This is a genomic window from Streptococcus thalassemiae (assembly GCF_903645285.1).
Lineage (GTDB): Bacteria > Bacillota > Bacilli > Lactobacillales > Streptococcaceae > Streptococcus > Streptococcus thalassemiae.
Genome location: NZ_CAHJXN010000004.1, coordinates 58,040 through 82,940 on the forward strand (window position 1 = coordinate 58,040; position 24,901 = coordinate 82,940).

22 protein-coding genes are annotated in these 24,901 nt (G+C 39.8%); 1 reads left to right on the forward strand and 21 read right to left on the reverse strand.

Translation table 11 applies throughout. The features are described 5' to 3' along the window. Positions 1–6 precede the first annotated feature (6 nt). The 12 genes from HWX15_RS07865 to gyrA form a co-directional block, all read right to left on the reverse strand. On the reverse strand, positions 7–438 hold the full coding sequence (locus HWX15_RS07865) for an arginine repressor (RefSeq protein WP_020900686.1): 432 nt from the start codon (positions 436–438) through the stop codon (positions 7–9). Next, positions 431–1,246: a TlyA family RNA methyltransferase gene (locus HWX15_RS07870; RefSeq protein WP_175880770.1), complete on the reverse strand. Its 816-nt coding sequence runs from the start codon at positions 1,244–1,246 to the stop codon at positions 431–433. The genes HWX15_RS07865 and HWX15_RS07870 overlap by 8 nt, the downstream gene beginning before the upstream one ends. Next, positions 1,239–2,114 carry a polyprenyl synthetase family protein gene (locus HWX15_RS07875; protein WP_175880771.1) on the reverse strand — a complete coding sequence of 292 codons (876 nt, stop codon included), beginning with the start codon at positions 2,112–2,114 and terminating at the stop codon, positions 1,239–1,241. The genes HWX15_RS07870 and HWX15_RS07875 overlap by 8 nt, the downstream gene beginning before the upstream one ends. Continuing rightward, a complete protein-coding gene (locus HWX15_RS07880; RefSeq protein WP_175880772.1) occupies positions 2,111–2,323 on the reverse strand; it encodes an exodeoxyribonuclease VII small subunit in 213 nt (70 codons plus the stop codon). The genes HWX15_RS07875 and HWX15_RS07880 overlap by 4 nt, the downstream gene beginning before the upstream one ends. Next, on the reverse strand, positions 2,301–3,641 hold the full coding sequence (xseA, locus tag HWX15_RS07885) for an exodeoxyribonuclease VII large subunit (RefSeq protein WP_175880773.1): 1,341 nt from the start codon (positions 3,639–3,641) through the stop codon (positions 2,301–2,303). The genes HWX15_RS07880 and xseA overlap by 23 nt, the downstream gene beginning before the upstream one ends. Positions 3,642–3,768: 127 nt before the next feature. After that, entirely contained in the window at positions 3,769–4,407 is a 639-nt protein-coding gene (udk, locus tag HWX15_RS07890) for a uridine kinase (RefSeq protein ID WP_001181376.1), read from the reverse strand. A 109-nt stretch (positions 4,408–4,516) separates the two neighbouring features. Then, positions 4,517–5,395: a tRNA pseudouridine(55) synthase TruB gene (gene truB, locus HWX15_RS07895; protein ID WP_175880774.1), complete on the reverse strand. Its 879-nt coding sequence runs from the start codon at positions 5,393–5,395 to the stop codon at positions 4,517–4,519. 10 nt (positions 5,396–5,405) lie between these two features. Further along, on the reverse strand, positions 5,406–6,680 hold the full coding sequence (locus tag HWX15_RS07900) for a DUF2130 domain-containing protein (RefSeq protein WP_175880775.1): 1,275 nt from the start codon (positions 6,678–6,680) through the stop codon (positions 5,406–5,408). Between the two features lie 95 nt (positions 6,681–6,775). After that, positions 6,776–8,056, reverse strand: a complete 1,281-nt coding sequence (locus HWX15_RS07905; RefSeq protein WP_175880776.1) for an O-acetylhomoserine aminocarboxypropyltransferase/cysteine synthase family protein — start codon at positions 8,054–8,056, stop codon at positions 6,776–6,778. Between the two features lie 147 nt (positions 8,057–8,203). Next, entirely contained in the window at positions 8,204–9,001 is a 798-nt protein-coding gene (locus tag HWX15_RS07910) for a formate/nitrite transporter family protein (RefSeq protein ID WP_175880777.1), read from the reverse strand. A gap of 139 nt (positions 9,002–9,140) precedes the next feature. Continuing rightward, positions 9,141–9,884, reverse strand: a complete 744-nt coding sequence (gene srtA, locus HWX15_RS07915) for a sortase SrtA (RefSeq protein WP_050261547.1) — start codon at positions 9,882–9,884, stop codon at positions 9,141–9,143. Continuing rightward, positions 9,884–12,352 carry a DNA gyrase subunit A gene (gyrA, locus tag HWX15_RS07920; RefSeq protein WP_175880778.1) on the reverse strand — a complete coding sequence of 823 codons (2,469 nt, stop codon included), beginning with the start codon at positions 12,350–12,352 and terminating at the stop codon, positions 9,884–9,886. Before gyrA ends, srtA begins: the two co-directional genes overlap by 1 nt. Positions 12,353–12,545: 193 nt before the next feature. On the opposite strand from gyrA, the gene HWX15_RS07925 reads away from it, so the two are divergent. Further along, complete coding sequence (locus HWX15_RS07925) at positions 12,546–13,532, forward strand: L-lactate dehydrogenase (protein ID WP_000204727.1); 987 nt, start codon at positions 12,546–12,548, stop codon at positions 13,530–13,532. Between the two features lie 330 nt (positions 13,533–13,862). Here HWX15_RS07925 and HWX15_RS07930 read toward each other — a convergent pair whose 3' ends face one another. The 9 genes from HWX15_RS07930 to mutY form a co-directional block, all read right to left on the reverse strand. Next, positions 13,863–17,117, reverse strand: coding sequence for a DEAD/DEAH box helicase family protein (locus HWX15_RS07930; RefSeq protein WP_175880779.1), 3,255 nt, complete (start codon positions 17,115–17,117; stop codon positions 13,863–13,865). A 22-nt stretch (positions 17,118–17,139) separates the two neighbouring features. Continuing rightward, on the reverse strand, positions 17,140–18,090 hold the full coding sequence (locus HWX15_RS07935) for an Abi family protein (protein ID WP_000658133.1): 951 nt from the start codon (positions 18,088–18,090) through the stop codon (positions 17,140–17,142). A gap of 109 nt (positions 18,091–18,199) precedes the next feature. After that, positions 18,200–20,083, reverse strand: a complete 1,884-nt coding sequence (locus HWX15_RS07940) for an Eco57I restriction-modification methylase domain-containing protein (RefSeq protein ID WP_175880780.1) — start codon at positions 20,081–20,083, stop codon at positions 18,200–18,202. 75 nt (positions 20,084–20,158) lie between these two features. Continuing rightward, a complete protein-coding gene (locus tag HWX15_RS07945) occupies positions 20,159–20,413 on the reverse strand; it encodes a type II toxin-antitoxin system RelE family toxin (RefSeq protein ID WP_004239453.1) in 255 nt (84 codons plus the stop codon). Position 20,414: 1 nt separating this feature from the next. Next, on the reverse strand, positions 20,415–20,657 hold the full coding sequence (gene relB, locus HWX15_RS07950) for a type II toxin-antitoxin system RelB family antitoxin (RefSeq protein ID WP_050223090.1): 243 nt from the start codon (positions 20,655–20,657) through the stop codon (positions 20,415–20,417). A gap of 89 nt (positions 20,658–20,746) precedes the next feature. Beyond that, entirely contained in the window at positions 20,747–21,556 is an 810-nt protein-coding gene (locus tag HWX15_RS07955; protein ID WP_061387624.1) for an MBL fold metallo-hydrolase, read from the reverse strand. 1 nt (position 21,557) lies between these two features. Next, positions 21,558–22,907, reverse strand: a complete 1,350-nt coding sequence (vicK, locus tag HWX15_RS07960) for a cell wall metabolism sensor histidine kinase VicK (protein WP_175880781.1) — start codon at positions 22,905–22,907, stop codon at positions 21,558–21,560. Continuing rightward, a complete protein-coding gene (yycF, locus tag HWX15_RS07965) occupies positions 22,900–23,604 on the reverse strand; it encodes a response regulator YycF (RefSeq protein ID WP_050259789.1) in 705 nt (234 codons plus the stop codon). Before yycF ends, vicK begins: the two co-directional genes overlap by 8 nt. A gap of 55 nt (positions 23,605–23,659) precedes the next feature. Beyond that, complete coding sequence (gene mutY, locus HWX15_RS07970; protein WP_175880782.1) at positions 23,660–24,835, reverse strand: A/G-specific adenine glycosylase; 1,176 nt, start codon at positions 24,833–24,835, stop codon at positions 23,660–23,662. Positions 24,836–24,901 lie beyond the last annotated feature (66 nt).

A 24,901-nucleotide genomic window follows, 5' to 3' on the forward strand; every position in this document is an offset into this window, starting at 1 on the left:
ATAGACCTACCAATTTTTTACTTGTTCAAAGATTTCCTCAGCTAGACTTTCACTTCTGGCAATGACTAAAATCGAACTATCATCAGCTAAACAGCTGAAAATCTTGTCCGCAAAAGTCTCAATTAACTGAGCTTTTACAAAAGCTGTATTTCCTGGAATCACTTGGAGATTGATCATCTTGTCCATCAATTCAGCTGACTCAATATTATCTTCAGCCAGTTGCAAACTTTTCACGATTGATTTTGGTAATTCGTAGACATAGGTGTTGTCTCTCAAAGGAATTTTGACAATACCTAATTCTTTAATATCTCGGGATACAGTTGCCTGAGTGGCAGTGATCCCTGCCTCTTTCAAATGTTCTACAATTTCTTCTTGTGTACCGATTTGATAATCTGTCACAAATCGTCTAATTTTTTCAAGTCTCTCTTTTTTATTCATTTTTAAATTGACTATGCGCCCTCTCTACTACTTCTTCAATATCAGCAAGAATCTGATTGCCTGCTGACTCTTCTTTTTTCAAATACGCTAAAAACTCAATATTCCCATGACCACCTTGGATGGGAGAAAAGTCCAAACCAAGGACTGAAAAACCTTCCTCTACTGCCATAGCTGTTACAGATTCAAGAACATTCTGATGGACCTTGGCATCGCGAATAATTCCATTTTTCCCAATCTGCTCACGTCCTGCCTCAAACTGGGGCTTAACCAAAGCCACAACCTGACCCTGATTAGCCAAGACACGGTGCAAGGCCGGAAGAATCAGACTGAGGGAAATGAAACTCACGTCAATACTGGCAAAGCTCGGTTCCTTTTCAAAATCAGTCTTTTCTGCATAACGAAAATTGAACTGCTCCATGCTGACCACTCGTGGGTCTTGGCGTAGTTTCCAAGCCAACTGATTGGTGCCGACATCAACTGCAAAGACTAACTCAGCACCATTCTGCAACATGACATCGGTAAAGCCTCCAGTAGAAGCACCGATATCAATCGTGGTCGCTCCATCAACTGACAAATCAAATACCTGCAAGGCCTTTTCTAATTTCAAGCCACCACGGCTGACATACTTGAGTTTTTCACCCTTGAGTTTTAGCTCGGTGTCGTCCGGGATTTTCTCTCCTGGTTTATCAAACCGTTCTCCATTCAGGACTGCTACGACTAGTCCAGCCATGACACCGCGCTTGGCCTGTTCTCGCGTTTCAAACAAGCCCTGTTTATAAGCTAGTACATCCACTCTTTCCTTAGCCATTGATTCTCAAACTTTCTACTACACTTACAATTGATTCTGTTTCAAAGGGAACCTGCTGAGCAATTTCCTCTAGTTTTGCATTAGCTTGATCCAAGGTTTGGTTACAAAAGGCAATGGCCTCTTCCAAGCCCAACAAGGCTGGATAGGTTGACTTTTCAGCCTGCAAATCCTTTTGAGGAGTCTTGCCGATTTCCTCAAAACTAGCTGTCACATCTAGCACATCATCTCGAACTTGAAAAGCAAGACCAATCAATGCACCAACAGTTTTCAGTTTTGCCTGCATCTCAGGTGCCAATTCGGCTATAATAGCAGCTGCTTGGAAGGGATAAGCTAATAGTTTTCCAGTCTTATTAGCATGAATCGTCTGAAGTTCTTCCAAAGACAAATGCTGGTGTTCACCTTCCATATCCAAAACTTGCCCTGCCACCATGCCTAGACTTCCTGAAGCAAGAGATAAATTGGCAATCAAGTCTACCTTTATCTGACTTGGCAAATCTGCCTGCGCTATCAAGGCATAGGGGTCCAAGAATAAAGCATCTCCAGCCAAAATGGCCATAGCTTCACCGAATTTCTTATGGTTGGTCAAGCGCCCCCGACGGTAATCATCATCATCCATGGCAGGAAGGTCATCGTGAATCAAACTCCCTGTATGAATCATTTCCAAGGCAGCGGCCACCTGCGCGTGAGCAGGTTTGATAGCAACTTGCAAGGCTTCCAGAACTTCTAGCAAGAGAAAAGGCCGAATTCTCTTGCCACCAGCATGAATGGAATAGAGAACAGACTCTCGCAAACTAGAGGCAAACTGCTGGTCTCCATAAAAATCTTCCAAAGCCGACTCAACAAGAGCTAATTTTTCTTGCTTCTTCATTCAAAATCACTTTCTGTTCCGTCTTCTTGCATGACCTTGACCAAGGTCTTTTCAGCCTTGTCCAGCGTCGCTTGGAGCTCTTTTGACAAGACTATACCCTTTTGAAAGGCAGCAATCGCATCTTCCAGAGCAATCTCACCATTTTCCAAACTTTGGACAATGGTCTCCAGTTCTGCTAGATTTTCCTCAAATTTCTTTTGTTTTGACATCTTTAACCTCTAATTCTACTTGACCATCTCGCATCAAAAGCGTTACTTGATCTTTTTTCTTCAAACTCTCAACCGAATCAACCACGGACTCTTCTTTTTTGACAATAGCATAGCCACGCGCCACGATTCGACTGGTATCCAACATCAACAAGGCTTCTGAAAGTCGCTTGACTTCAGCAACCTTGGCATCATAAACCAGCGCCATTTGGCTACGGAGGAGCTTATCCAGCTGACCAAGACGGTCTTGATAACGTTGGATTTTGGTAACAGGTGATAACTGAACCAGTCGATGCGTCCTTGCTTGGACGACTTGTTTGTTATCAGAAATCCGTGTACGTAAACTTTGTTTTAAGCGCAGTTGCAGTTGATCCAAGCGTTGCAAATAGCCATCATACAAGCGCTCTGGCTGTCTAAAGATAACTGACTGACTGCATTTTTTCAAAGCTTCTTGTTTCTTAGATAGGACATTTCGGACTGCTGTTGCCATCCGCTTTTCCTGATTTTGCAAATGAGCTAATAGATCCAACTTGGTCACAGGTGTTGCTAGTTCAGCAGCAGCTGTTGGTGTGGCAGCGCGGCGATCTGCCACAAAATCTGCCAAGGTCACATCTGTCTCATGCCCCACACTAGAAATAACTGGCAAACGAGACTCAAAAATAGCTCGTACCACAATTTCTTCGTTAAAGGCCCAAAGATCCTCGATAGAACCACCACCACGACCAATAATCAGCAAGTCCAAACCGTCTCGTTGATTAGCACGCGCAATATTTCGAGCAATTTCTTCTGCTGCTCCATCTCCTTGAACCTTAGTCGGATAGAGAAGGATATCTACACCTGGAAAGCGCCTGCTGACGGTCGTGATAATATCTCGAATAACGGCTCCACTGCGACTGGTTACTACACCAATTCTCTTAGAAAATTGGGGCAGAGGTTGCTTGAAACGTTCTTGAAACAGGCCTTCTTCTGTCAATTTTTTCTTGAGTTGTTCAAACTGAATCGCAAGCGCACCAACCCCATCAGGCTCAGCTTTTTCAATGATGATGGAGTAGCTACCGCTCGGTTCATAAACCTGCACACGCCCAATCACATTGATCTTCATCCCTTCCTCCAGGTCGAAACCTAATTTCTGATAAATCCCAGACCAAATAGTCGCTTGAATAACTGCATGGTCATCCTTTAGGGAGAAATATTGGTGAGTAGGTCGTTTACGAAAGTTGGAAACTTGACCAGTTAAATAGACCCGTTCCAAGTAAGGGTCTTTATCGAATTTCATTTTCAGATACTTGGTCAAAGTTGTTACCGATAAATACTTTTCCATCTCCACCTACTACTCATTTTCTTGCTCTTTCATGGGTATTATTATACCAAAAATATGCCTAAAAATCTCCATTTATGTACCATTATGAGTGAAAAATAGAAAAAGGAGGCAAGGCCTCCACGTCTGATTATTTACTATTTCGAGCTTCTTCCAAAATCTTTGCAATTTTGGTCGTCAACAGGTCAATAGCAACTGTATTGCTGACCCCTTCAGGAATGACGATATCAGCATAACGCTTGGTTGGTTCGATAAACTGGTGGTACATTGGTTTAACTACACCTAAGTACTGGTCAATAACGCTATCAAGGCTGCGGCCACGTTCTTCCATATCGCGCTTGATACGACGAATAATGCGCACATCATCATCCGTATCCACAAAAATCTTGATATCCATCAAATCGCGCAGACGCTTGTCCTCCAAAACCAAAATCCCCTCAACGATAAAGACATCTTGAGGCTCCTGACGATAGGTCTTGCTACTCCGTGTATGTTCTGTATAGTCATAAGTCGGGATGTCCACCGGACGCCCTGCCAACAATTCCTTAATCTGCTCAATCATCAAGTCTGTATCAAAGGCAAAAGGATGGTCATAGTTGGTTTTGACACGCTCTTCAAAGGTCAAATGAGACTGATCCTTGTAGTATGAATCATGCTCAATCATGGAAATCTTTTCATCAGGAAAATGCGATAAAATGGCTCTTGAAACACTGGTCTTACCTCCACCAGAACCACCTGTCACTCCGATAATGATTGGTCTATTTTGCATGCTATCCTCCGTTTTTTTATCCGTCGTCTATTCTATCACATTTTTTGCAAAATTTATAGTCTGATTTGGATAGTCTAGGGGAAACAACACTCCCTACACCCCAGTTAGACTAGCTAAAAACCTTCCTTGGCTTGTAGAGTTTGTCCCGTTTTTCTAGAATGGCTAGCAATGTATCGCCTTCAAAAGCAGCCAGTTCTTTGTCTGTTTGGTCGAGCTCGATAAAGCGACCAAAGCGCACTTCTGTAGCCTCTTCTGGACTTAGAAAAACTTTGACGAGGTCCCCTGTCCCAATCTCTAGAGGATGGAGAAAGTCCAATTGGCCAGCCTCCACTTTTTCAGCAATTTCTTCCAAGGTAAGAGCATCTTCTAGTTGCAAACCTGCTGCACTAGTCCGTGTCAGATGTGACATATGAGCCGCATAGCCCAATTTTTCTCCCAAGTCAACCGACAAGGTACGGATATAAGTCCCTTTACTGCATTTTACTCGAAAAGTAAAACGTGCCAAATGGCCCTCATAAGAAATAGGACTTGTTCGCTCAAATTGATAAATGGTCACCTGACGCTCTGGACGCTCCACTTCTTGGCCAGCACGCGCATACTCATAAAGCTTACGACCATTGACCTTGACAGCTGAATACATAGGCGGAATCTGAGTAATAGGCCCAGTCAGATTGGCGATTGCTTCATCAACAAGCTTTTCATCCAAGTGCGACAAAATAGGTGTCTCAGCGACCACTTCCCCACTAGCATCCTCTGTCGTCGTTGAATAGCCAAGAGTGATTTCCCCCTCATAGACCTTGCCCTCATCCTGCATGAACTCGACCATGCGTGTCGCCTTGCCAACCGCAATAGGCAAAACGCCCACTACATCCGGATCCAAGGTCCCACCATGACCAATTTTCTTGGTTCCCAAAATCTTACGCAGTTTAAAAACCGCATCATGCGAGGTCATACCCGCTTCTTTTTTTAAGTTGATAATACCATTCATATGTTACTTTCTACTCCCCCTTCAGTGCTTCAAACTTCGCTTTCATGGTTGGATTTTTTCGGGTCAATTTTTTAACAGAGACATCTTCCAATTTGTTGTTAGCTAGACGGAGTTGGTTTTCGGATGTGGTTAGGAACTTCTTAACCTCTTCCATGCGTTTGATGGCCTTGTCGATTTCATCGATAGCTTTACCAAAGTTGGTCGAAGCTGAATTATAGTTCTTAGCAAAGGCTAGTTTAAAGGCATCCAAATCTTCCTCAAAATGTGTAATGTCAATATTTTGTTCGCGAACCAAGGCCAACTCCTGCTTATATTTTAGAGAATTAAGCGCCGCATTACGCAAGAGCCCAATCAACTGAATAAAGAATTGAGGACGGACCACATACATCTTTTCATACTCGTGACTGACGTCAACAATCCCTGTATTAAAGTAATCATTATCGGCCTCAAGCATGGTTACCAAAACCGCATATTCACAGTTCTTCTCCCGACGGTCCTTGTCCAATTCCTTGTAAAAATCTGCATTCTTGTGCTTCTTCTCTGTCCCGTCAGCTTCATTTTTCATCTCAAACATAATGGATATAATCTCTACTCCATTTTCATCACACTCCCGGAAGATAAAGTCACCCTTAGACCCACGCGCTGAAACCTTGTTATCCTTCTCAAAGTAAGCATTTGGGAAGGCAAAACTACGTACCTTGTTAAACTCACTTTCCGCATAGTGTTCTAGGCTTTCCCCAATCGCTTTTGTGGATTGTTGAGCTTTGAAATTCTTATAAAACTCGACTTGTTCACTGGCTGCCTTGAGCTGGGCTTCGTAGTTTTGCTTAACAGAAGCCAAAGATAATTCATTTTCCTTTTCCTGCAAAAGCAGTTGGTTTTTAACCTGATCCCGTTCTTTTTCTAGGTCAGAAAGTGTCTTTTGCAGTTGATTTTCATGCTCTAAACGCAAGGTGACCAATTGGTTTTCCAAGGCCTGTACTTCCTTGTCCTTGGCCAAGAGAGCCTCATGGCTTGTCTGTTCAACCTCTTTCTTGGCCAATTCTTTTTCTGTATCAAAATTTTGGATTTGACTCTGTAATTGCGCAATTTCTTGATCCTTCTGAGCTAGTTTAGACTGTTGTTCATTCATGGCCTTTTGCTCAGCCAAAGCCAGTTCCTGCTTCATGCGATCGTGCAATTCCTTATCAAACTCTGCTGTTCTCACTTGGGATAAAAGTTCAGCATACTGACTTTCATTTACTGTAAAGACTTCCCCACAGTTGGGGCATTTGATTTCGTTCATATCGTTCCTCTTTCTAGACTTCTGTAACCATTATATCATGCCTGAGGGAAAATCAAAAACAGTGAGTCGAAACCCACTGTTTATCTTCTTTTACTTTAAATTTTTTCCAAGGCCAAGCGCAAATCTTCAATCAAATCATCTACATTTTCAAGTCCGATAGACAAACGAATTTGGTTTGGTGTGACACCTGCTGCTTCTAAGTCTTTTTCTGACAATTGACCGTGAGTAGTTGTTGCTGGGTGAACAACAAGAGACTTGGCATCTGCCACATTTGCAAGGTCAGAGAAGATTTCCAAATTATCAATAACCTTGCGTGCTTCTGCCTCCCCACCTTTGACATGGAAAGTAAAGATTGAGCCCACACCTTTTGGCAAGTATTTCTCAGCCAAGGCATGATAAGGACTGTCTGCAAGTTTTGGATAGTTTACCTTTTCTACCTTAGGATGGTTGACAAGGAAATCAACAATTTTCTCTGCATTTTGCACATGACGTTCGACACGAAGTGAAAGGGTTTCCAGTCCTTGGAGTAACAAGAAGGCATTAAATGGCGACAAGGCTGCACCTGTATCACGAAGCAATTGGACACGGACAGCGATAATAAAGGCTGCTGCACCCACATCACGAGTATAGCTCAAATTGTGGTAGCTTGGATCTTCCTCAACAAATTGAGGGAATTTTCCTGAAGTCGCCCAGTCAAAACGCCCGCTATCGACAATCACTCCTCCAATAGTTGTACCATGCCCACCGATAAACTTAGTCGCAGAGTGAATGGCAATATCGACACCGTGAGAAAAAACGTTAATCAAATAAGGTGTTGCAAAGGTATTATCCGAAACTAGTGGAATCTGGTGTTTATGAGCAATCTCAGCCAATTTTTCCAAGTCAGGAATGTTAATCAAGGGATTGCCCAAGGTTTCAATCAAGACAAGCTTGGTATTGTCATTGATAGCTTCTTCTACTTCCTCCAAATTATCCACATCGACAAAGGTTGTTGTGATCCCATAACGAGGAAGGGTTTCTTTCAAGAGATTGAAGGTTCCACCGTAAATAGTCGAAGCAGCCACTATATGGTCACCTGCATGAGCAAGAGCCAAAATCGTATAAGTCACTGCGGCCATACCTGATGCTGTTGCAAGAGCTCCGACACCACCTTCGAGAGCTGCAATTCTTTCTTCAAGAGCAGCCGTTGTAGGATTGGTGATGCGAGTATAAATGTTCCCTGGTTTTCTCAAGGCAAAAAGATCTGCACCTTCCTGCGTGTCATCAAAAACGAAGGATGTTGTTTGATAAATAGGTACTGCACGAGATTTGGTCGCTGGATCAACTACTTGTCCAGCATGTAATTGTAGGGTTTCAAATTTAAAATCACGAGTCATAAGGCGACCTCCATATAGTTTGATTAAGGATATTGTAGCACCTTGAGTTATAGTTTACAAATATCAGTTTTCTATATTTTGATATAAGAAATAGCTATTACCTTATTTTGAAAATGAAAAAAGCACGACTCAATCGTGCTCATTTTCTTAATCTACATAAGTATCTTCGTTTTTATTGAGGAAGGCATATGGAAGCCCCATCAAAAGACCTCCTCCGATAAAGTTTCCAACGAAGGTTACACCCCAGTGGCGAAGCATATTTCCAACACCGAAATTAGCAATTGAGTCAGCAGCAACACTGAATTTCACAATCGCGAAAGAAGCAAAGTTCGCCGCAATGTGCTCGTTTGTTAAGAATACAAACATGTAAATCGCTGACAACACAAGCCAAAGTTTGGCACCACCATCTTTGACCAAAACAAATGAAAGAATCGCAATATTTACGAAAATATTTGCCAAAATCGCCTCAAGCAAGACCAATTCATTTGAGCGGCCTAACTTCATCTCAACAACACCTGAAATAAAGCTATCGTGAGTCAGATGTGCATAGGCTGCTGAATGAGCAAATCCCCAACCGGCTATCAAGGCCCCGATAAGGTTGAACAAGGTACAGTAAAGTAAAATCTCAGCTGTTTTTCTCCAAGAGATTTTTTTCAAGAAACTACCTGCAGTCAAGAACGTCATGTTTGATGTTACCAACTCGGCATTCAAGAAAACAATGTAGGCCAAACCCCAAGCAAAAACAAAGGGGAAGAGGAAACGTCCACTACCTGGTGCAATTTTATTAATCAAGTCAGCCCCAACTGCACCAGCAGCAGTACTGAAGGTTAAAAATGCACCCGCGAACATAGAACGAATCGCATACTTAAATTTGCTTTGACTATAAAGACTTTCTTTCTTCTTGCAAGCAAATTCAATCTTTGAGATAAATTCTGATGAAACCATAATAAACTCCTAAATCTTTTTTCTTGATAATTATATCACAAACTTTAGAATTAAGGAAGCGTTTTCTGTGTTTCATAAAAGTTTATTTTTATGAAAATCTTAAAAAAATCAGTGAAATTCTGGATTTCACTGATTTGTACTAATAAAATTGTTTATATGGTTGATTGAAAGCTGTTAGGATTTCATCAGATGTTTGTGAATAATCTTTTGTTTCTTTCAAATCACCTTTTACAATAATACGTTCTGTAGCAGCAAGGTCTTCACAGGTTACTAATGTGATTTCATTGACCCCATCTCTATCATCAACTTCATCAACACGATCCGGTGTCACACGTTTGACTTCACGGATTTCATAGGTATAAACTTTATTTTTATCAGTTAGATAAATCTTCATACCATTTTTAGCGTTATCCAAAGGAGAAAATAACATTTTATTAGCATTATCGACCCCAAAAATATGATGACTAGCTAGACTATAATTTCCTTCTCCCATTACTTGCTCGCGTTTCATTGTACCAGCGCCGTAGAAGAGATTAACATTATCAAGTCCTTTAAAAATCGGCAAATTCATTTCCAATTCAGGAATTGCAATTCCCCCAATAACTGGTAATTTTTGAGCATCCCATTGAGAAGCTAGAACAGCTTCCGAAGAGATCGCTTTGACCGAATCAAAATCAAAATTTCCTTCTGTATCCTGATTTTCTTCTATTTTTTCTTTTGATACCTGGCTAACTTGATACTTATTGGTATTCCAGACCATGAAAATATTTCGAATTTGCGCATTAAAAATCAAAGCCAGTGACAGTAATATCAGAAATCCTGCTAGGATATTTGTCAGCAGATTTTTTCGTTTGTTTTTCTTTTTATTATTTTTTTGAGACATTATGCTTCACCTTCTGTTTCATTTTCTGTCCCAACTTCTTCTTTTTCTGCCGCTGCAACCGTTGTGAAGGTCACTATCTGAGCATCTTGATCCAGGCGCATTACTTTAACTCCCATAGTTGCGCGTCCTGTTTGTGAAATATTGGCAAGATTGGTTCGAATCATGACACCTGTATCAGTGATAATCATCAAATCCTCATCCCCTTGAACAGTCATAAGACCGGCCAGTAAGCCATTTTTTTCGGTAATTTTAGCTGTCTGCATTCCCTTACCACCACGACCTTTTGTTGGGTATTCAGTAGCGACTGTACGCTTACCATATCCTTTTTCTGTGATAATAAGAACCTCATCTTGATCAGTAATCAAGCTGGCACCAACAACTGTGTCTCCTTCACGAAGGTTAACACCTTTCACACCAGTGGCGATACGGCTCATACCACGAACGGCTGATTGATTAAAACGAACTGCATAACCAAACTTGGTACCAATGATAATATCCGTATCTTCTTCCGTCAACAAGACATTGATTAACTCATCTTCATCCTTTAGATTCAGCGCTTTGAGACCATTTTGACGAATATTGGCAAATTCCTTAACACTGGTTCTCTTCACAATACCGTGACGGGTTGTAAAGAAGAGATAAGCATCATCACTGCGATCAGACTCAACATTGATAACCGTCTGAATACTTTCGTCTTCATCCAATTTCAAGAGATTGACTACTGGTAGCCCTTTGGCCGTCCGACCATACTCAGGAATTTCATAACCTTTCAGGCGATAGACACGTCCTTTATTTGTGAAGAAGAGCAGGTGATCATGAGTGCTAGTTGACACTAACTCTCGGACAAAATCGTCATCCTTAACGCCTGTACCTTGAACACCGCGGCCACCACGTTTTTGAGCAGTAAACTCAGCTTGGTCCAGACGTTTAATGTATCCCTTGTTAGAAAGGGTAATCAAGACATCCGATTCTTCAATCAAATCTTCATCTTCAAGACTCAAGACTTCACCGATCATCAACTCTGTACGGCGTTTATCGGAAAATTTACGTTTAACTTCATCTAATTCGTCTTTGATAATTTGAGAAACACGTTCTGGCTTAGCAAGAATATCCGCCAAATCCGCAATCAGAGCTAAGAGGTCATCATACTCAGACTGAATCTTATCGCGTTCCAAACCTGTCAAACGACGAAGACGCATATCTAGGATAGCCTGACTTTGACGTTCAGACAGCTTGAACTTACTCATCAACTCGGCTTGCGCTTCCGCATCCGTTTCACTAGCACGGATAATACGAATCACTTCATCGATATGGTCTAGCGCAATTAAGAGACCTTCTAAGATATGAGCGCGTGCTTCCGCTTTTTCCTTATCAAAACGGGTACGACGAACAACTACTTCTTTTTGGTGCTCGATATAAGCATCCAAAATCTGACGAAGGGACAAAATCTTCGGTACACCATTTTGGATAGCAAGCATATTGAAACCAAAGTTGGTTTGCATCTGGGTCATCTTAAAGAGGTTATTGAGGATAACATTGGCTGAGGCATCGCGCTTGACTTCAATAACAAATCGAACACCTTCACGGTTTGACTCATCACGAACCGCTGTGATCCCCTCAATGCGTTTTTCCTGAACCAAACGAACAATATGCTCATGCACCTTGGTTTTGTTGACCATATAAGGAAATTCTGTTACAACAATGCGCTCACGGCCAGTCTTAGTTTCTTCGATTTCAGTACGAGAACGAAGAACAATCGAACCTTTACCTGTTTCGTAAGCCTTATGGATACCTGATTTCCCCATGACAAGGGCACCTGTTGGAAAATCTGGCCCAGGCAAGACTTCCATCAAGTCCTTGGTAGTCACTTCAGGATGATCCATGACCAACTTCACTGCATCAATGGTTTCACCCAAGTTGTGAGGTGGAATATTGGTCGCCATCCCAACGGCAATACCAGTTGCTCCATTGACCAAAAGGTTTGGAAAACGAGCTGGCAAGACCAAGGGTTCACGTTCATTGGCATCATAGTTATCAACGAAATCAACTGTATTTTTATTGATATCACGAAGCATCTCCAGAGCAATCTTGCTCATACGTGCCTCAGTGTAACGCTGGGCGGCAGCACCATCACCATCCATGGAACCAAAGTTCCCATGCCCATCTACAAGCATGTAACGGTAGCTCCACCATTGAGCCATACGAACCATGGCTTCATAGATAGAGGAATCCCCGTGTGGGTGGTATTTACCCATGACGTCCCCTGTAATACGAGCAGATTTTTTATGAGGTTTGTCTGGAGTAACACCCAATTCATTCATTCCATAGAGAATCCGACGGTGAACCGGTTTCAAGCCATCTCGAACATCAGGAAGAGCCCGGGCTACGATAACACTCATGGCGTAATCGATAAAGCTCGTCTTCATCTCCTTTGTCAGATTGACATTCACTAAATTTTTATCCTGCATTAATAAATGCCTCATTTCACAATTAGTAAGTAACAACATTATACCATAAATTCCCATCTATTTCAGCCTCTAAACCACTAAAACGTTTACATTGAGAACTATAAGGCATATTCGTGACAAAGTTTTTTAAAAGTGATAGAATGAAGTTATCTGGGGAAAATCCCCTAATAAAATTAAGGAGATGTTTAGAACAATGACTTCAACTAAACAACACAAAAAAGTTATCCTTGTCGGTGATGGTGCTGTAGGTTCATCTTACGCTTTTGCACTGGTTAACCAAGGAATTGCACAAGAGCTTGGAATTATCGAAATTCCACAATTGCATGAAAAAGCTGTTGGTGACGCGCTTGACCTTAGTCACGCCCTTGCCTTTACTTCACCTAAAAAAATCTATGCAGCTCAATACTCTGACTGTGCAGACGCTGACCTTGTTGTAATCACTGCAGGTGCTCCTCAAAAACCAGGTGAAACACGTCTTGACCTTGTAGGTAAAAACCTTGCTATCAACAAATCAATCGTAACTCAAGTTGTTGAATCAGGTTTCAAAGGTATCTTCCTTGTTGCTGCTAACCCAGTTGACGTTTTGACTTACTCAACTTGGAAATTCTCTGGTTTCCCTAAAGAACGCGTTATCGGTTCAGGTACTTCACTTGACTCAGCTCGTTTCCGTCAAGCACTTGCTGAAAAATTAGATGTGGATGCTCGTTCAGTGCACGCCTACATCATGGGTGAACACGGTGACTCTGAGTTCGCTGTTTGGTCACACGCTAACATCGCTGGTGTAAACCTTGAAGAATTCCTTAAAGACACTCAAAATGTTCAAGAAGCTGAATTGATTGAATTGTTTGAAGGTGTTCGTGATGCAGCCTACACAATCATCAACAAAAAAGGTGCAACATACTACGGTATCGCAGTAGCCCTTGCTCGTATCACTAAAGCAATCCTTGACGATGAAAACGCAGTACTTCCACTTTCAGTATTCCAAGAAGGTCAATACGGAGTTGAGAACGTCTTTATCGGTCAACCAGCTGTTGTTGGTGCACATGGTATCGTTCGTCCAGTAAATATCCCATTGAACGACGCAGAAACTCAAAAAATGCAAGCATCTGCTAAAGAATTGCAAGCTATTATTGACGAAGCATGGAAAAACCCAGAATTCCAAGAAGCTTCTAAAAACTAATTTAACTATAGACAACTCCTTGAATCATCAAGGAGTTGTTTTTTATCTATATGATATAGTCTATTGAAGTTAGAGTAGTACACAACTGCTTCTAAGATCTGGTTAAAAATTGCTTTCTTCAGATTTTATAGTGCGTTGAATCTATAACAGTACGCATCAACTGCTAAAATATTTCTATAAATCAATTTTCCTTTCCTAATCGATTTGTTCATATCTTATTTCAATCCATTATACATCTTCCCACAATAAAACGCATAATACCAAGGATTGTCAATACCTTATCTTATGCGTTTTTTCTGATTTCAAAGAATGTTGACTCGGCCTTCTTTTTTAATTATTTTCAAAATAGGAATCAACCAACTTTTGAATGCTCCCTTCTTTAGCTGCTGGAATGGTATCTGCTAAAACAAAATTCTTTCTACTGATATCTTGAGAGAGATTTCCAAAGATAAAATTAGTGGAAATGTTATAGATAATTTCTGAAGGAGCAAATCCATAAACTTGATTTTCTAGGATATGTTTTAAACGTTCTTCAGGATTTGGGAATGCATCTTTTAAACCATTGCTATTATATAACCGCTTCACAAGTTCTGCAATATAGAGGCCTGACTTCATATATAAATCAATAAAAGTTTTAGATGAATCTTCAAATATCTCTGGATTTTCCTTTTCTAAATCATCTACCATCCTTTTTACCACACGTTTAGGCGTGAAAATCTGGTTGGTCTTCTGCGGTGGAATATAATCAAAAATATCTTCTTTTTGATCTTTAAAATAATCTGCCAACTCCTTTTTCTTGCGGAGAAATCCTTGAATAGCTTCGTCAAATGTTGCTTTATCAAAGAGATGCCCTGCAAAATCTTGTCCACCATCTCTCAAATAACGAAATTGGTCAATCGTAATACCAGTCACCTCAAAGAAGACTTGCTCAGGAACAAAGGTCTCAAAATTATCAAGTGTTAGAGATTGATTGCCATAAGCCATAATAAAACTTGGGATGGTTCGTGCAAATCCACGAAGATGGTCACGAATCTCATCTTGAGCTGATTGTTTCAACTGCTCAACACGTTTTCTCTCAACCTGTTCGATAAATCTCTCAGGCATTTTCTCTACTTCTTTTTTGAGTGTTTGTTCTAGTTTTTCTTTGTGAATGAGATTATTTTCTTCTAAACGTTTATCCAAATCTTCTTGAATCTTATCCTTTTGCTCCTTATCAACTGCTTCTTTAATTTGTTGCTGCAATTCTTCCCTGATATGAGCTTCAGAAATTTTTCTTTCGATATCATTTTTTCGAATTTCATTCTCAAATGTTGCTGTAATTTGTTTCTTGATTTGGTCTGTTTCCCGAGTTTTAAAGTTGTATTCAGCTTTTAAATCTTCTACAATCACTGAAGAAACTGTCTTGCTCAAGTCATTGACTAGTTGCTTTTGAGTTTTATCTTCGTCCTTAGTGACCAGTTCAACAACAGACTGACCGAGTCCATAGACTTTTTCTCCAAAAAGTCGCATTTGCTGATTAACTACGATTTCATGGTCTACTACTGCATTCCCCTCATCATCTACTGTAACATCTGAAAAGTCTAATAGTTCAGATGATGTTTGTAACTTCCCTTCCTTTTCAACTGGGAGTTCATTTAAAATGTCTAGAACTGTTTGACTAGCTTGGAAAATACCGCTGATATTATCAAATAAGAGATTGGACATAAAGCCACGTTTAAGAACTTCTCTAGCTTTTATCTGGCGAGGAATGGTTAGAACCGCCTTAGCATCAATTTCAACCATCTTACCAGCACTATCTTCAGCTATGACAGGGAAGAAATTTAGTAATTCTCTGATATTTTCTTCACGAGTTGTCGAAGTCCCGCCGCCTCCTGCAGTTGCAAGCGATAAGTTGTTGGCAAACTCATCAAAGAGAATCAAGGTTCTTTCCGGCGCAAAGTCAAATACATAGGCTCTTTCTTTGCGAAAGTGATTTCCTTTGTTATCGGTCCATGAGTAAGGATTTTGAGCACGGAAGGCGGCCTGCATATAAAGTGCAGGTGATTTCAAATTTGATAACATCAATACGCCCGTCCATTCAGGGATAGTGACACCTGTCGTCAATTGACCGACGGATAGGGTGATGGTTTTGTCATTCTCTGCTATCGCTTTTCTAACCAAATCTAAGGATTTGAGTTTGACTTTATCGTCATCCTCAGACATACGCCCGTCGCCAGCAGCTAACACAATCTCATAATTTTCATAGATGGGATGTTCTTCTAGTAGAGCTTTTAAAGCTTTAGCTGAGGCTACACGTTCTAACAGCCAAAAAGTATGCTTGAGTTCATTTCGAAGTTCTTTAGTTGAAAATGGATATTTTTCATTGCTCGATAGAGTATCTAACCAATTTCTGACATCTTGCTCATGGATAAATTTCCCTTTATCATCTGTGGCGAAAAATTCACTCAAGTCAAAAGCATAGTCGATATTTTCGCCATCCAGTTGAACACCTTTTTCTAACTCCTCACCAATCATCTGAGACATTTGATAGGTAAAGAGATTTAACTGAGGTAAGGTTTCATATGGATTTTCCTCTTCTTGCTCAGAAGACCAAGTCGATTTAGCAGACTGTTCATCCGCATAAGACCAGTTGTAGATTTGATCCTCTGTAAAATCTCCTTTGGCCAATGCCTTAAATGGTGTACCTGACAAATGCAGAGTGAAATTCCGCCGAATCTTATTAAAAGCTTGGTCTGTCTTAAAGGTATCAACTCCTTCGTGAGCCTCATCGATAACCAATAAATCCCAGTAGAGATCTGTAACCCATTTAAGTTTGTTATGCTCTCCACCTAGATAAGCAGAGCCTTTCAAGTCTTGGAGACTGATAAAAGCAAGTTGTCTTACATCGTCATCTAAAATACCAACAAATTCTTTACGTGACAAGGTTGGACGACTCTTAAGGCTGTCTGATTCAGAAACAAACTTATAAGTCGTTTGACCTGCTATGAATGTTTCGAAATCATCATACCATGAGTTAGCAATGGCAGGCCTGTTGGTTACAATTAGGACATTAACAGCTTCCATTCGACGAGCTAGGTCATAGGTAGACAAGGTTTTACCAAATCGTGGCTTGGCATTCCAGAGAAATTTGCCTCCAGCATGTTCTTGGAAATAAGCTAATGTATTAGCAACTGCTTCTTCCTGCTCTTGTCGCAAGGTATAGTCCTGTCCTTGTCCAGGCTGATAACCTGATAAATCATGCTTAACAAACTTATCGAAGAGATTTTTGGATTTTTCAGGAGTTCCATTAAAATAGAACCATTCCGTCTTAGGACGACGCTCCACATCATGAAAAGAAAGGAAATGGTGGAAATCATGATCCTTAAAAGTCTTTCCTTTATCAGGTTCTTCCGTATAAGTCGCATCTCCAGTCCATAAGACATCTGTATCAATATGAGCAGTATGCGTTTGCTCCTTGATACGTTGTGTGACATCACGTTCTGTATAACCAATCTTAATCCAGCCTTCATTACTGGTTACCGTAGGAGTTGTGTAGGCATAGATTTTAGGATGAATTTCTTTAGTTGTTTTAATTTCTACTGGCATAAGTATTCCTTTTTTTAAAAAACTAAGATAATTTTTCTAACTCTGTTAAATCGATTCCCATCGTGTTTAAAATGTCATCAAACACTACAGTTTTAAATTCATCAGCATACTGATTGAATAGATTCATTAAAGCTTTATATAATCTTTGAAAATCTTTCTTATCAAGTACAATTTTTAAAAATAGAATAACCACTATAAAACGTTTATTATCATATCTCCTTATCCCAAAATGATTTGCTATTTGAGATATTCTGACATTTCTTAAATTAACATTATACAGTCGTTCATCATGTGCACAGATATTTCTAACTAGGTTAGCCACTTTCAAACATGCACTTAAATCTGCACTAGATAGTCTAAATGTATTGTCTTTATTTTGTGTTCTATATTTATCTGTATAAAATTTTGCAATGATATTCTTTGTACTATCCGTTAAAATATTGTAAAAATTAGCAATGTTTCCCATTGTAAGAAAATTAACTAAAACCCAAAGTGGTACTTCCCCATGTTCCTCAATGTAATGTTTAATAGCGCCAGTTCTATCTACCTTATCATGAATCGTCTTGGTTAAGATAGAGATTTGTTGAAGAACTTTTTTAGGATCATTGTCTACAAAATTTGCAATATCTAAATAAGCATTCTTACGAGGGTGTTTTTTAGAGAATTCATATGCAACTGTGGTCTTTATTGAATTTTCGAATATCAATAAATATTTCAATAATAATATCCTTAGTTCTCTATCAAATAAAAACAAGGCCTTTAGTTCGTTAAAGTGGGTTCCTTTTTGATAAATTTCAGGTTCAACAGGTCGATTATTGCTGTCCTTTACTAAAAATAAATCTTTATAACCGTTTATAACATTGTAATAGTTTTCTTGTTCTAAAAATCTCTTTGGTTTCCCATTCGTTGGTACTACAACACCCCTGTTTCTTAAGATTGTTAACTGTTGATTAAATGTTTTATGTTCCTTCAAACTTATCTCCTATAAAATAAAAAGGGTCAGGGCATCGTATGCTTCCTGACCTAATCCTATATATCTATTATAGATCACTGAGCGCTATTTGTCAAATAAAAATACTTCTCTAATCCATCTCCCTTACATGTGTCTCAATAAAGGCAATTTCCTCAGGAGAAAGGTCATATTTTTGATAGAGCTGATGGTCAATATCAGCCACTGATTGTGTCCAATCAATGTCCGAATTGACCGTGAAGTCTTGGAGTGGGACTTTGGCCCAAGTTGCTGGAGGATTATCTTGCGTTAATTTCAAAATACCTAACATAACTCTAGCAAATTTAGTTTTAATATACTTAAAACAAGCCTCTGCTTCTATTTTTGTGTCAAATTTTCCAATAGATATAAACGTCTGAGAATACCCGATTAGGGGTTCCCCGATTAGGGGTGTTGAAAGCACTTCACCTAAAGCACCACTTCCGTTAGCTTTAGGTAAAATAATTTTCCAAAAGAGCAAGTTAGGATGCTCTCGTAAGTATTCTTTTTTTAGATATTTTACAGAGCGCCCGTTTTTCTCTCGTCCAATTATTTGAACGTATTCTGTATTTGAATCTACTTTATCTTTAAATACCTCAGGGTATCGTTCAAAAATATTTGTAGAAACAGCTTTTCTGTGACTTGAATCAGTTCTAGAGATTAGTTCCGGAAAATCTTCAAACATAATGTCTGTCAACTTGTGACTATCTGAGCCAAACATAATTTCTGATAGTGATGGTTCTTGCAACTTTTTAACTTTTCTATAGATACTATCAAGTAAAGGCTCAGAGATAAATGTCTCTATTGGTTCAAAATCTTTATTTTTGTCATGATAAGTGATGACAACACCGCCTTTAATATCAGTCCCAGGAAAAACTTTATTGCTCTTTAATTCATAAAATTTAACTTTTAAATGTCTACTATTTAACATTTTATGATTCCATTTTTTGGGAGTTCCTCCTGTATTCGCAAGAAATCTAGCTGGGGTCACTAGCACAGTTTTATCTGAAATTTTATAAGATTCCTCCATAAAGAAATGATAAATAGGCCTTGTCTGAGTATTCGCCCCTTCAATTTCCTCCTGATAAGGCGGATTTCCTATCACGACATCAAATTTCATTTCACTTTCCTCACTTGATAGGCGCTCAAAACCTATCATTTTATTCTTTTTCCAGTCTTTGATTTGGGTTTTAGATTCTTCTACTTCTTGAATTTCTAGCTCATCTGTAAACAAGCTTAGTTGTTGAGATTGCCCTTGGATAGCTGAATAAGGACTGGTTTTTTTCAGTCCATCCATCTGAAAGACATTGTAAGAGATAATAGTCGCAATCTCTTTCTTTTGCTCTAATGTTGGTTGATTTCCAGTCTTAGCAAGATAGTAGTCCTCAAATGTCGCCAAAAGATTCTCACGCGCCAAAAGGAGAGAATCTCCTTGATACTCATAACCATAAGAAGCTCGGTAAGCTTTTTTTAAAAGTTCATAGAAGGTTACTTCATCAGAAACTTCACGACTAATCCTTTGCAGTTTTCTATCTACAAACCCAACACGCTCAGATAATGGAATTTCCTCACCAGTTACCGTATCATATCGCGTTACCATATAAGGTGCTTCACCACAGGTAATTTCTAGCCAGCGCACTTGGATATAATCTTCAAGATTCAGAGTTTCAAGTTTAGCTTCAACGTAACCATTTTGCTTTTCAACTAACCAAGTTGGCGTAAAAACTTCGGCTCTAATCTTAGTCCGATCTTTTTGCTCATATTTGGATTTTTCAGATCTGGGTTGAATCAAGTTGGCATAGGTTCCCGTCACCTTACTTGGATTGATGCGATCACTTGGAGCAAATCCCTTTCCTAACAATTCATAAGAATGCGTAGCCCAAACAATTGATTTCTTTGTCGTTCGATCTTTTAAAAGAATTTTTAATAAGTCAGCCGATTCTTTAGCTAAACTTTCTTCACTAATATCTATTGTCATAAGCAACCTCTCTTATATTGTAAGCCCTATTATATCATATTTTAAAGAATGAAAATTGACTTGGAAAAAAGTAATTCAATAAATATCTCTCCGATGACCAACTTCTAAAGTAGCAATGACTAATTCATCATCTACAATTTGTACGATAACTCGATAATTACCAATTCTATAGCGCCATTGACCAACGCGATTACCAACCAAAGCCTTTCCGTGTCGTCTTGGATCTTCCAAAACATTGGTTTGTAAATAGTTTGTAATTATCTTCTGCGTATAACGATCCAATTTTTTCAATTGCTTGATGAAACGTCTTGTTGGAACTAATTTATACAAATTATTCATCCTCCAAGCCTAAATCATGCATCATTTCTTCCCAAGTAATGGGTTCAACTCCTTTTTCCAAGTCTTCTAAATACTCTTGATAGGCTAAATCTGCCACACGAGCATCGTATTCATCTTCTAGAGCTTCAAGAGTTTTGGTGCGGATAAGTTCCGACAGGGAAACTCCTTCAAACTTAGCCATTGCTTTCATAAATGTTTTATCAGCTTCAGAAACTTTTAATGTAATAGTAGCCATCTTTTGTACTCCTTTTTTAATGGTAACACTATTGTATTACTTTTTAGGTGTTCAGTCAATATAAAAAGAACACCTTCTCAGCGTTCTTTCTATATGTCTGTCAAGGGTGTTGCGGTATCTGGTGAGGTATCATAAACCTTAAAGTCTACTCCAACTCCTAGATCAGCTTGTGCTAGCTGATTGACCATAGTCATGTGAGCCAGTTCCTTGATATTGTTCTCCTTAGACAAATGTCCTAGGTAGATTTTCTTAGTACGATTTCCTAGCGTCCGAATCATGGCTTCGGCACCATCTTCGTTAGAAAGGTGACCCAGATCCGATAGGATTCGTTGTTTGAGTCGCCAAGCGTAAGAACCTGCTCGCAAAATCTCTACATCATGGTTGGACTCGATAAGATAGCCATCCGCATTTTCGATAATCCCTGCCATACGGTCACTGACATAACCTGTATCTGTCAAAAGGACAAAACTTTTATCATCTTTCATAAAGCGATAGAACTGCGGTGCGACTGCATCATGACTTACACCAAAACTCTCGATGTCAATATCTCCAAAGGTTTTGGTTTTGCCCATCTCAAAGATATGCTTTTGCGAAGAATCCACCTTGCCAAGATATTTACTATTTTCCATAGCTTGCCAGGTCTTTTCATTGGCATAAAGATCCATACCATACTTGCGAGCCAAAACGCCCACTCCATGGATATGGTCTGAATGCTCATGCGTAATCAAGATGGCATCCAAGTCTTCTGGCTTGCGATTTATTTCAGCAAGTAGGCTGGTGATTTTCTTACCAGATAAGCCCGCATCCACTAAAAGCTTCTTTTTTGGGGTTTCCAGATAAAAGGAATTTCCACTGGAACCCGACGCTAAAATACTGTATTTAAAGCCTATTTCACTCATTCTAGTCTTCTACTTCATCCTCCCATACTTCTTCTTTCACTGCATCCTTATCATAAGGGAGCACAATGGTAAAGGTTGATCCCTTACCGTATTCACTCTTGGCCCAAATAAAGCCCTTATGTTGTTTGATAATTTCCTTGGCAATAGACAGTCCCAAACCTGTACCACCTTGGGCACGACTTCTAGCACGATCCACACGATAAAAACGGTCAAAGATACGTGGTAAATCCTGCTTAGGAATGCCTAAACCATGGTCTGAGATGGATAAAATCATCTGGTCTTCAGTTGTCTTCATTCTGACAGTGATTTTACCCCCATCTGGCGAATACTTAATAGCATTATTTAAAATATTGTCGACAACCTGCGTCATCTTATCTGTATCAATTTCCATCCAGATAGAATTGATAGGATAATCTCTCACCAACTCATATTTTTTCTCCTTTTCCTGTCCTTTCATCTTGTCAAAACGATTGAGGATAAAGGTAATAAAGGCAGTGAAGTTAATCAGTTCCACATCCAAGTGACTAGTGGCGTTATCAATCCGTGAAAGATGAAGGAGATCGGTCACCATGCGCATCATACGGTTAGTTTCGTCCAGAGACACCTTGATGAAGTCTGGTGCTACAGTTTCACACAAAGCCCCCTCATCCAAGGCTTCAAGATAGGATTTCACGCTGGTTAAAGGAGTCCGTAACTCATGACTAACGTTGGAAACAAAGAGTCTTCGTTCGCGCTCTTCCTTCTCCTGCTCCGTCGTATCATGCAAAACAGCCACCAAACCTGAAATAAAGCCAGACTCTCGACGTATCAAGGCAAAGCGAACTCGAAGGTTCAAATATTCGCCATTGATGTCTTGGGAATCTAGCAACAATTCTGGACTTTGGGTAATCAAATCACGCAATTCATAGTCTTCTTCTATCTTGAGTACTTCCAAAATACTTCTATTCAGGACATCTTCTTTAACCAACCCCAGTTGCTTCTTGGCTGTATCGTTAATCATGATAATCTGCCCCCGACGATTGGTCGCAAGGACCCCATCTGTCATATAAAACAGAATACTATTTAGTCTCTTACTCTCTTGTTCTAGATTTTCCTGAGTGAGACGAATAACCTCCGACAAGTCATTCAAATTATTGGTAATATTGGTGATTTCAGACCCACCTTGCATATCAAGAACCTTGGAATAATCTCCTGCAATCAAATCTTTAACCTTTTGATTGATTTGCTTCAACCGAATATTATCACGTCTATTCTCCAGTAATAAGAGGGTCACAACAAGGATGAAACCTAACAAAATCAGGATAAAGATAAAATCTCTGGTAAAAATGGTTTGTTTCAGTAAATCAAGCATTATTTCTCATGTAATACCCTACACCACGGCGCGTCAAGATATACTCTGGTCGGCTAGGCGTATCTTCAATCTTCTCACGCAGACGTCGTACAGTCACATCAACCGTACGGACATCACCAAAATAGTCATAACCCCAGACCGTCTCAAGCAAGTGTTCGCGCGTAATGACTTGACCTGTATGCGATGCCAAATGATACAAAAGCTCAAACTCACGGTGGGTTAAGTCTAGTTCTTCGCCATATTTTTTAGCCACGTAGGCGTCTGGAACAATTTCTAAATCCCCAATTTGGATAGGCTGAGGTTTGCTATCTGCTTCCTGCCCATCTACTGGCATAGGTTGAGAACGACGCAGCAAAGCTTTAACACGCGCCTGCAACTCACGATTGGAGAAGGGTTTGGTTACATAGTCATCTGCTCCAAGCTCTAAACCGATAACCTTATCAAATTCACTGTCTTTAGCCGACAGCATGATAATAGGCACACTGCTGGTCTTGCGAATGGTCTTAGCAACTTCTAAACCATCAATTTCTGGAAGCATCAAATCCAGAATAATAATATCTGGCTGCTCTGCTTCAAATTGCTCTAGCGCTTCACGACCATTAAAAGCAGTTACAACCTCGTAACCTTCCTTGGTCATATTAAACTTGATAATATCCGAGATTGGTTTCTCATCATCTACAATTAGTATTTTTTTCATATGTTCACCTTTTTCTCTACTATTATACCAAAAAAATAACAAGAAGACACAATAGCTAGTCTTTGTTAGTGTCTATATTGGCTTTTGCATAAGCCTGCCAGATTTTTTGTTGGGGTTTGGCAAGTGGGTAATTCTTGAACTCTTCTGGTGAAAGCCAGCGAACTTCTCTATCGGAAAAGTCATGGTAGTCAGTCACCTGACCTGTTACAATTTGAACATGCCATTTACGATGACTAAAGACATGCTTGACAGTCTCAAAATAAACATCAAACCAAGCAACATCTAGGTCATAGTCCTGCTGGAAACTCTCCTCTGGACTGGGGCCAAAGTTTACACTTTCTTCCGCAACCTGATGAAAGAGGTCAAACTGCTCTTCTTGCGAAAAATCATCAACTTCTACCAGTGGGAAATGCCAAAAACCTGCCAATAGCTTTTCGCTTTCATTTTTTTCAAGCAAAAATTGTCCCTGAGCATTTTTCACAACTAAGGCTTTTAGATAAATGGGAACTGGCTTTTTCTTTGGAGCCTTAATTGGATAACGCTCCATGGTTCCATTCTGATATGCCGCACTAAAGTCCTTCACTGGACTGTCTTCTGGTCTAGGATTAACTGGCGCCTCAATATCAGACCCCAAGTCCATCAAAGCTTGATTAAAATCACCTGGCCGTTCTGGGTCAATCAAGATTTCCATCATTGCCTGAAAAATTTTGCGATTACTTGGAATCCCAATATCATGGTTGACTTCGAACAGACGGGCCAAAACACGCATAACATTACCATCTACAGCTGGCTCAGGCAAATTAAAAGCGATACTGGAAATGGCTCCTGCTGTGTAAGGACCAATCCCTTTTAAACTAGAAATTCCTTCATAGGTGTTTGGAAATTGGCCACCAAAGTCAGTCATAATCTGCTGGGCTGCAGCCTGCATATTACGAACTCGAGAATAATAACCCAAACCTTCCCAAGCCTTCAACAAACGCTCTTCAGGCGCATTCGCCAAACTTTCCACTGTTGGAAACCAGTTCAAGAATCGTTCGTAATAAGGGATAACCGTATCCACCCTGGTCTGCTGGAGCATAATTTCAGATACCCAGATATGATAAGGATTTTTACTTCTGCGCCACGGTAAATCTCGCTTGTTTCCATCATACCAACTGAGGAGTTTCTCACGAAAAGAAACAATCTTCTCCTCCGGCCACAGAACGATACCGTATTCTTTCAAATCTAACATATCTCTAGTATAACACAGAAGACTCTAACTGTCCTTTTCCTAGTATTAAAAAGCCTCTTCCCAAGA

Bases quoted from the DNA above. Each gene is read 5' to 3' on its own strand.
- relB (WP_050223090.1), bottom strand. From the start codon at position 20,657: ATGGCTACTATTACATTAAAAGTTTCTGAAGCTGATAAAACATTTATG.
- HWX15_RS07940 (WP_175880780.1), bottom strand. From the start codon at position 20,083: ATGACAATAGATATTAGTGAAGAAAGTTTAGCTAAAGAATCGGCTGAC.
- HWX15_RS07925 (WP_000204727.1), top strand. From the start codon at position 12,546: ATGACTTCAACTAAACAACACAAAAAAGTTATCCTTGTCGGTGATGGT.
- yycF (WP_050259789.1), bottom strand. From the start codon at position 23,604: ATGAAAAAAATACTAATTGTAGATGATGAGAAACCAATCTCGGATATT.
- HWX15_RS07910 (WP_175880777.1), bottom strand. From the start codon at position 9,001: ATGGTTTCATCAGAATTTATCTCAAAGATTGAATTTGCTTGCAAGAAG.
- HWX15_RS07905 (WP_175880776.1), bottom strand. From the start codon at position 8,056: ATGACTCGTGATTTTAAATTTGAAACCCTACAATTACATGCTGGACAA.
- udk (WP_001181376.1), bottom strand. From the start codon at position 4,407: ATGCAAAATAGACCAATCATTATCGGAGTGACAGGTGGTTCTGGTGGA.
- HWX15_RS07875 (WP_175880771.1), bottom strand. From the start codon at position 2,114: ATGAAGAAGCAAGAAAAATTAGCTCTTGTTGAGTCGGCTTTGGAAGAT.
- HWX15_RS07880 (WP_175880772.1), bottom strand. From the start codon at position 2,323: ATGTCAAAACAAAAGAAATTTGAGGAAAATCTAGCAGAACTGGAGACC.
- truB (WP_175880774.1), bottom strand. From the start codon at position 5,395: ATGAATGGTATTATCAACTTAAAAAAAGAAGCGGGTATGACCTCGCAT.
- vicK (WP_175880781.1), bottom strand. From the start codon at position 22,907: ATGCTTGATTTACTGAAACAAACCATTTTTACCAGAGATTTTATCTTT.
- HWX15_RS07870 (WP_175880770.1), bottom strand. From the start codon at position 1,246: ATGGCTAAGGAAAGAGTGGATGTACTAGCTTATAAACAGGGCTTGTTT.
- HWX15_RS07900 (WP_175880775.1), bottom strand. From the start codon at position 6,680: ATGAACGAAATCAAATGCCCCAACTGTGGGGAAGTCTTTACAGTAAAT.
- HWX15_RS07955 (WP_061387624.1), bottom strand. From the start codon at position 21,556: ATGAGTGAAATAGGCTTTAAATACAGTATTTTAGCGTCGGGTTCCAGT.
- srtA (WP_050261547.1), bottom strand. From the start codon at position 9,884: ATGTCTCAAAAAAATAATAAAAAGAAAAACAAACGAAAAAATCTGCTG.
- mutY (WP_175880782.1), bottom strand. From the start codon at position 24,835: ATGTTAGATTTGAAAGAATACGGTATCGTTCTGTGGCCGGAGGAGAAG.
- gyrA (WP_175880778.1), bottom strand. From the start codon at position 12,352: ATGCAGGATAAAAATTTAGTGAATGTCAATCTGACAAAGGAGATGAAG.
- HWX15_RS07865 (WP_020900686.1), bottom strand. From the start codon at position 438: ATGAATAAAAAAGAGAGACTTGAAAAAATTAGACGATTTGTGACAGAT.
- xseA (WP_175880773.1), bottom strand. From the start codon at position 3,641: ATGGAAAAGTATTTATCGGTAACAACTTTGACCAAGTATCTGAAAATG.
- HWX15_RS07930 (WP_175880779.1), bottom strand. From the start codon at position 17,117: ATGCCAGTAGAAATTAAAACAACTAAAGAAATTCATCCTAAAATCTAT.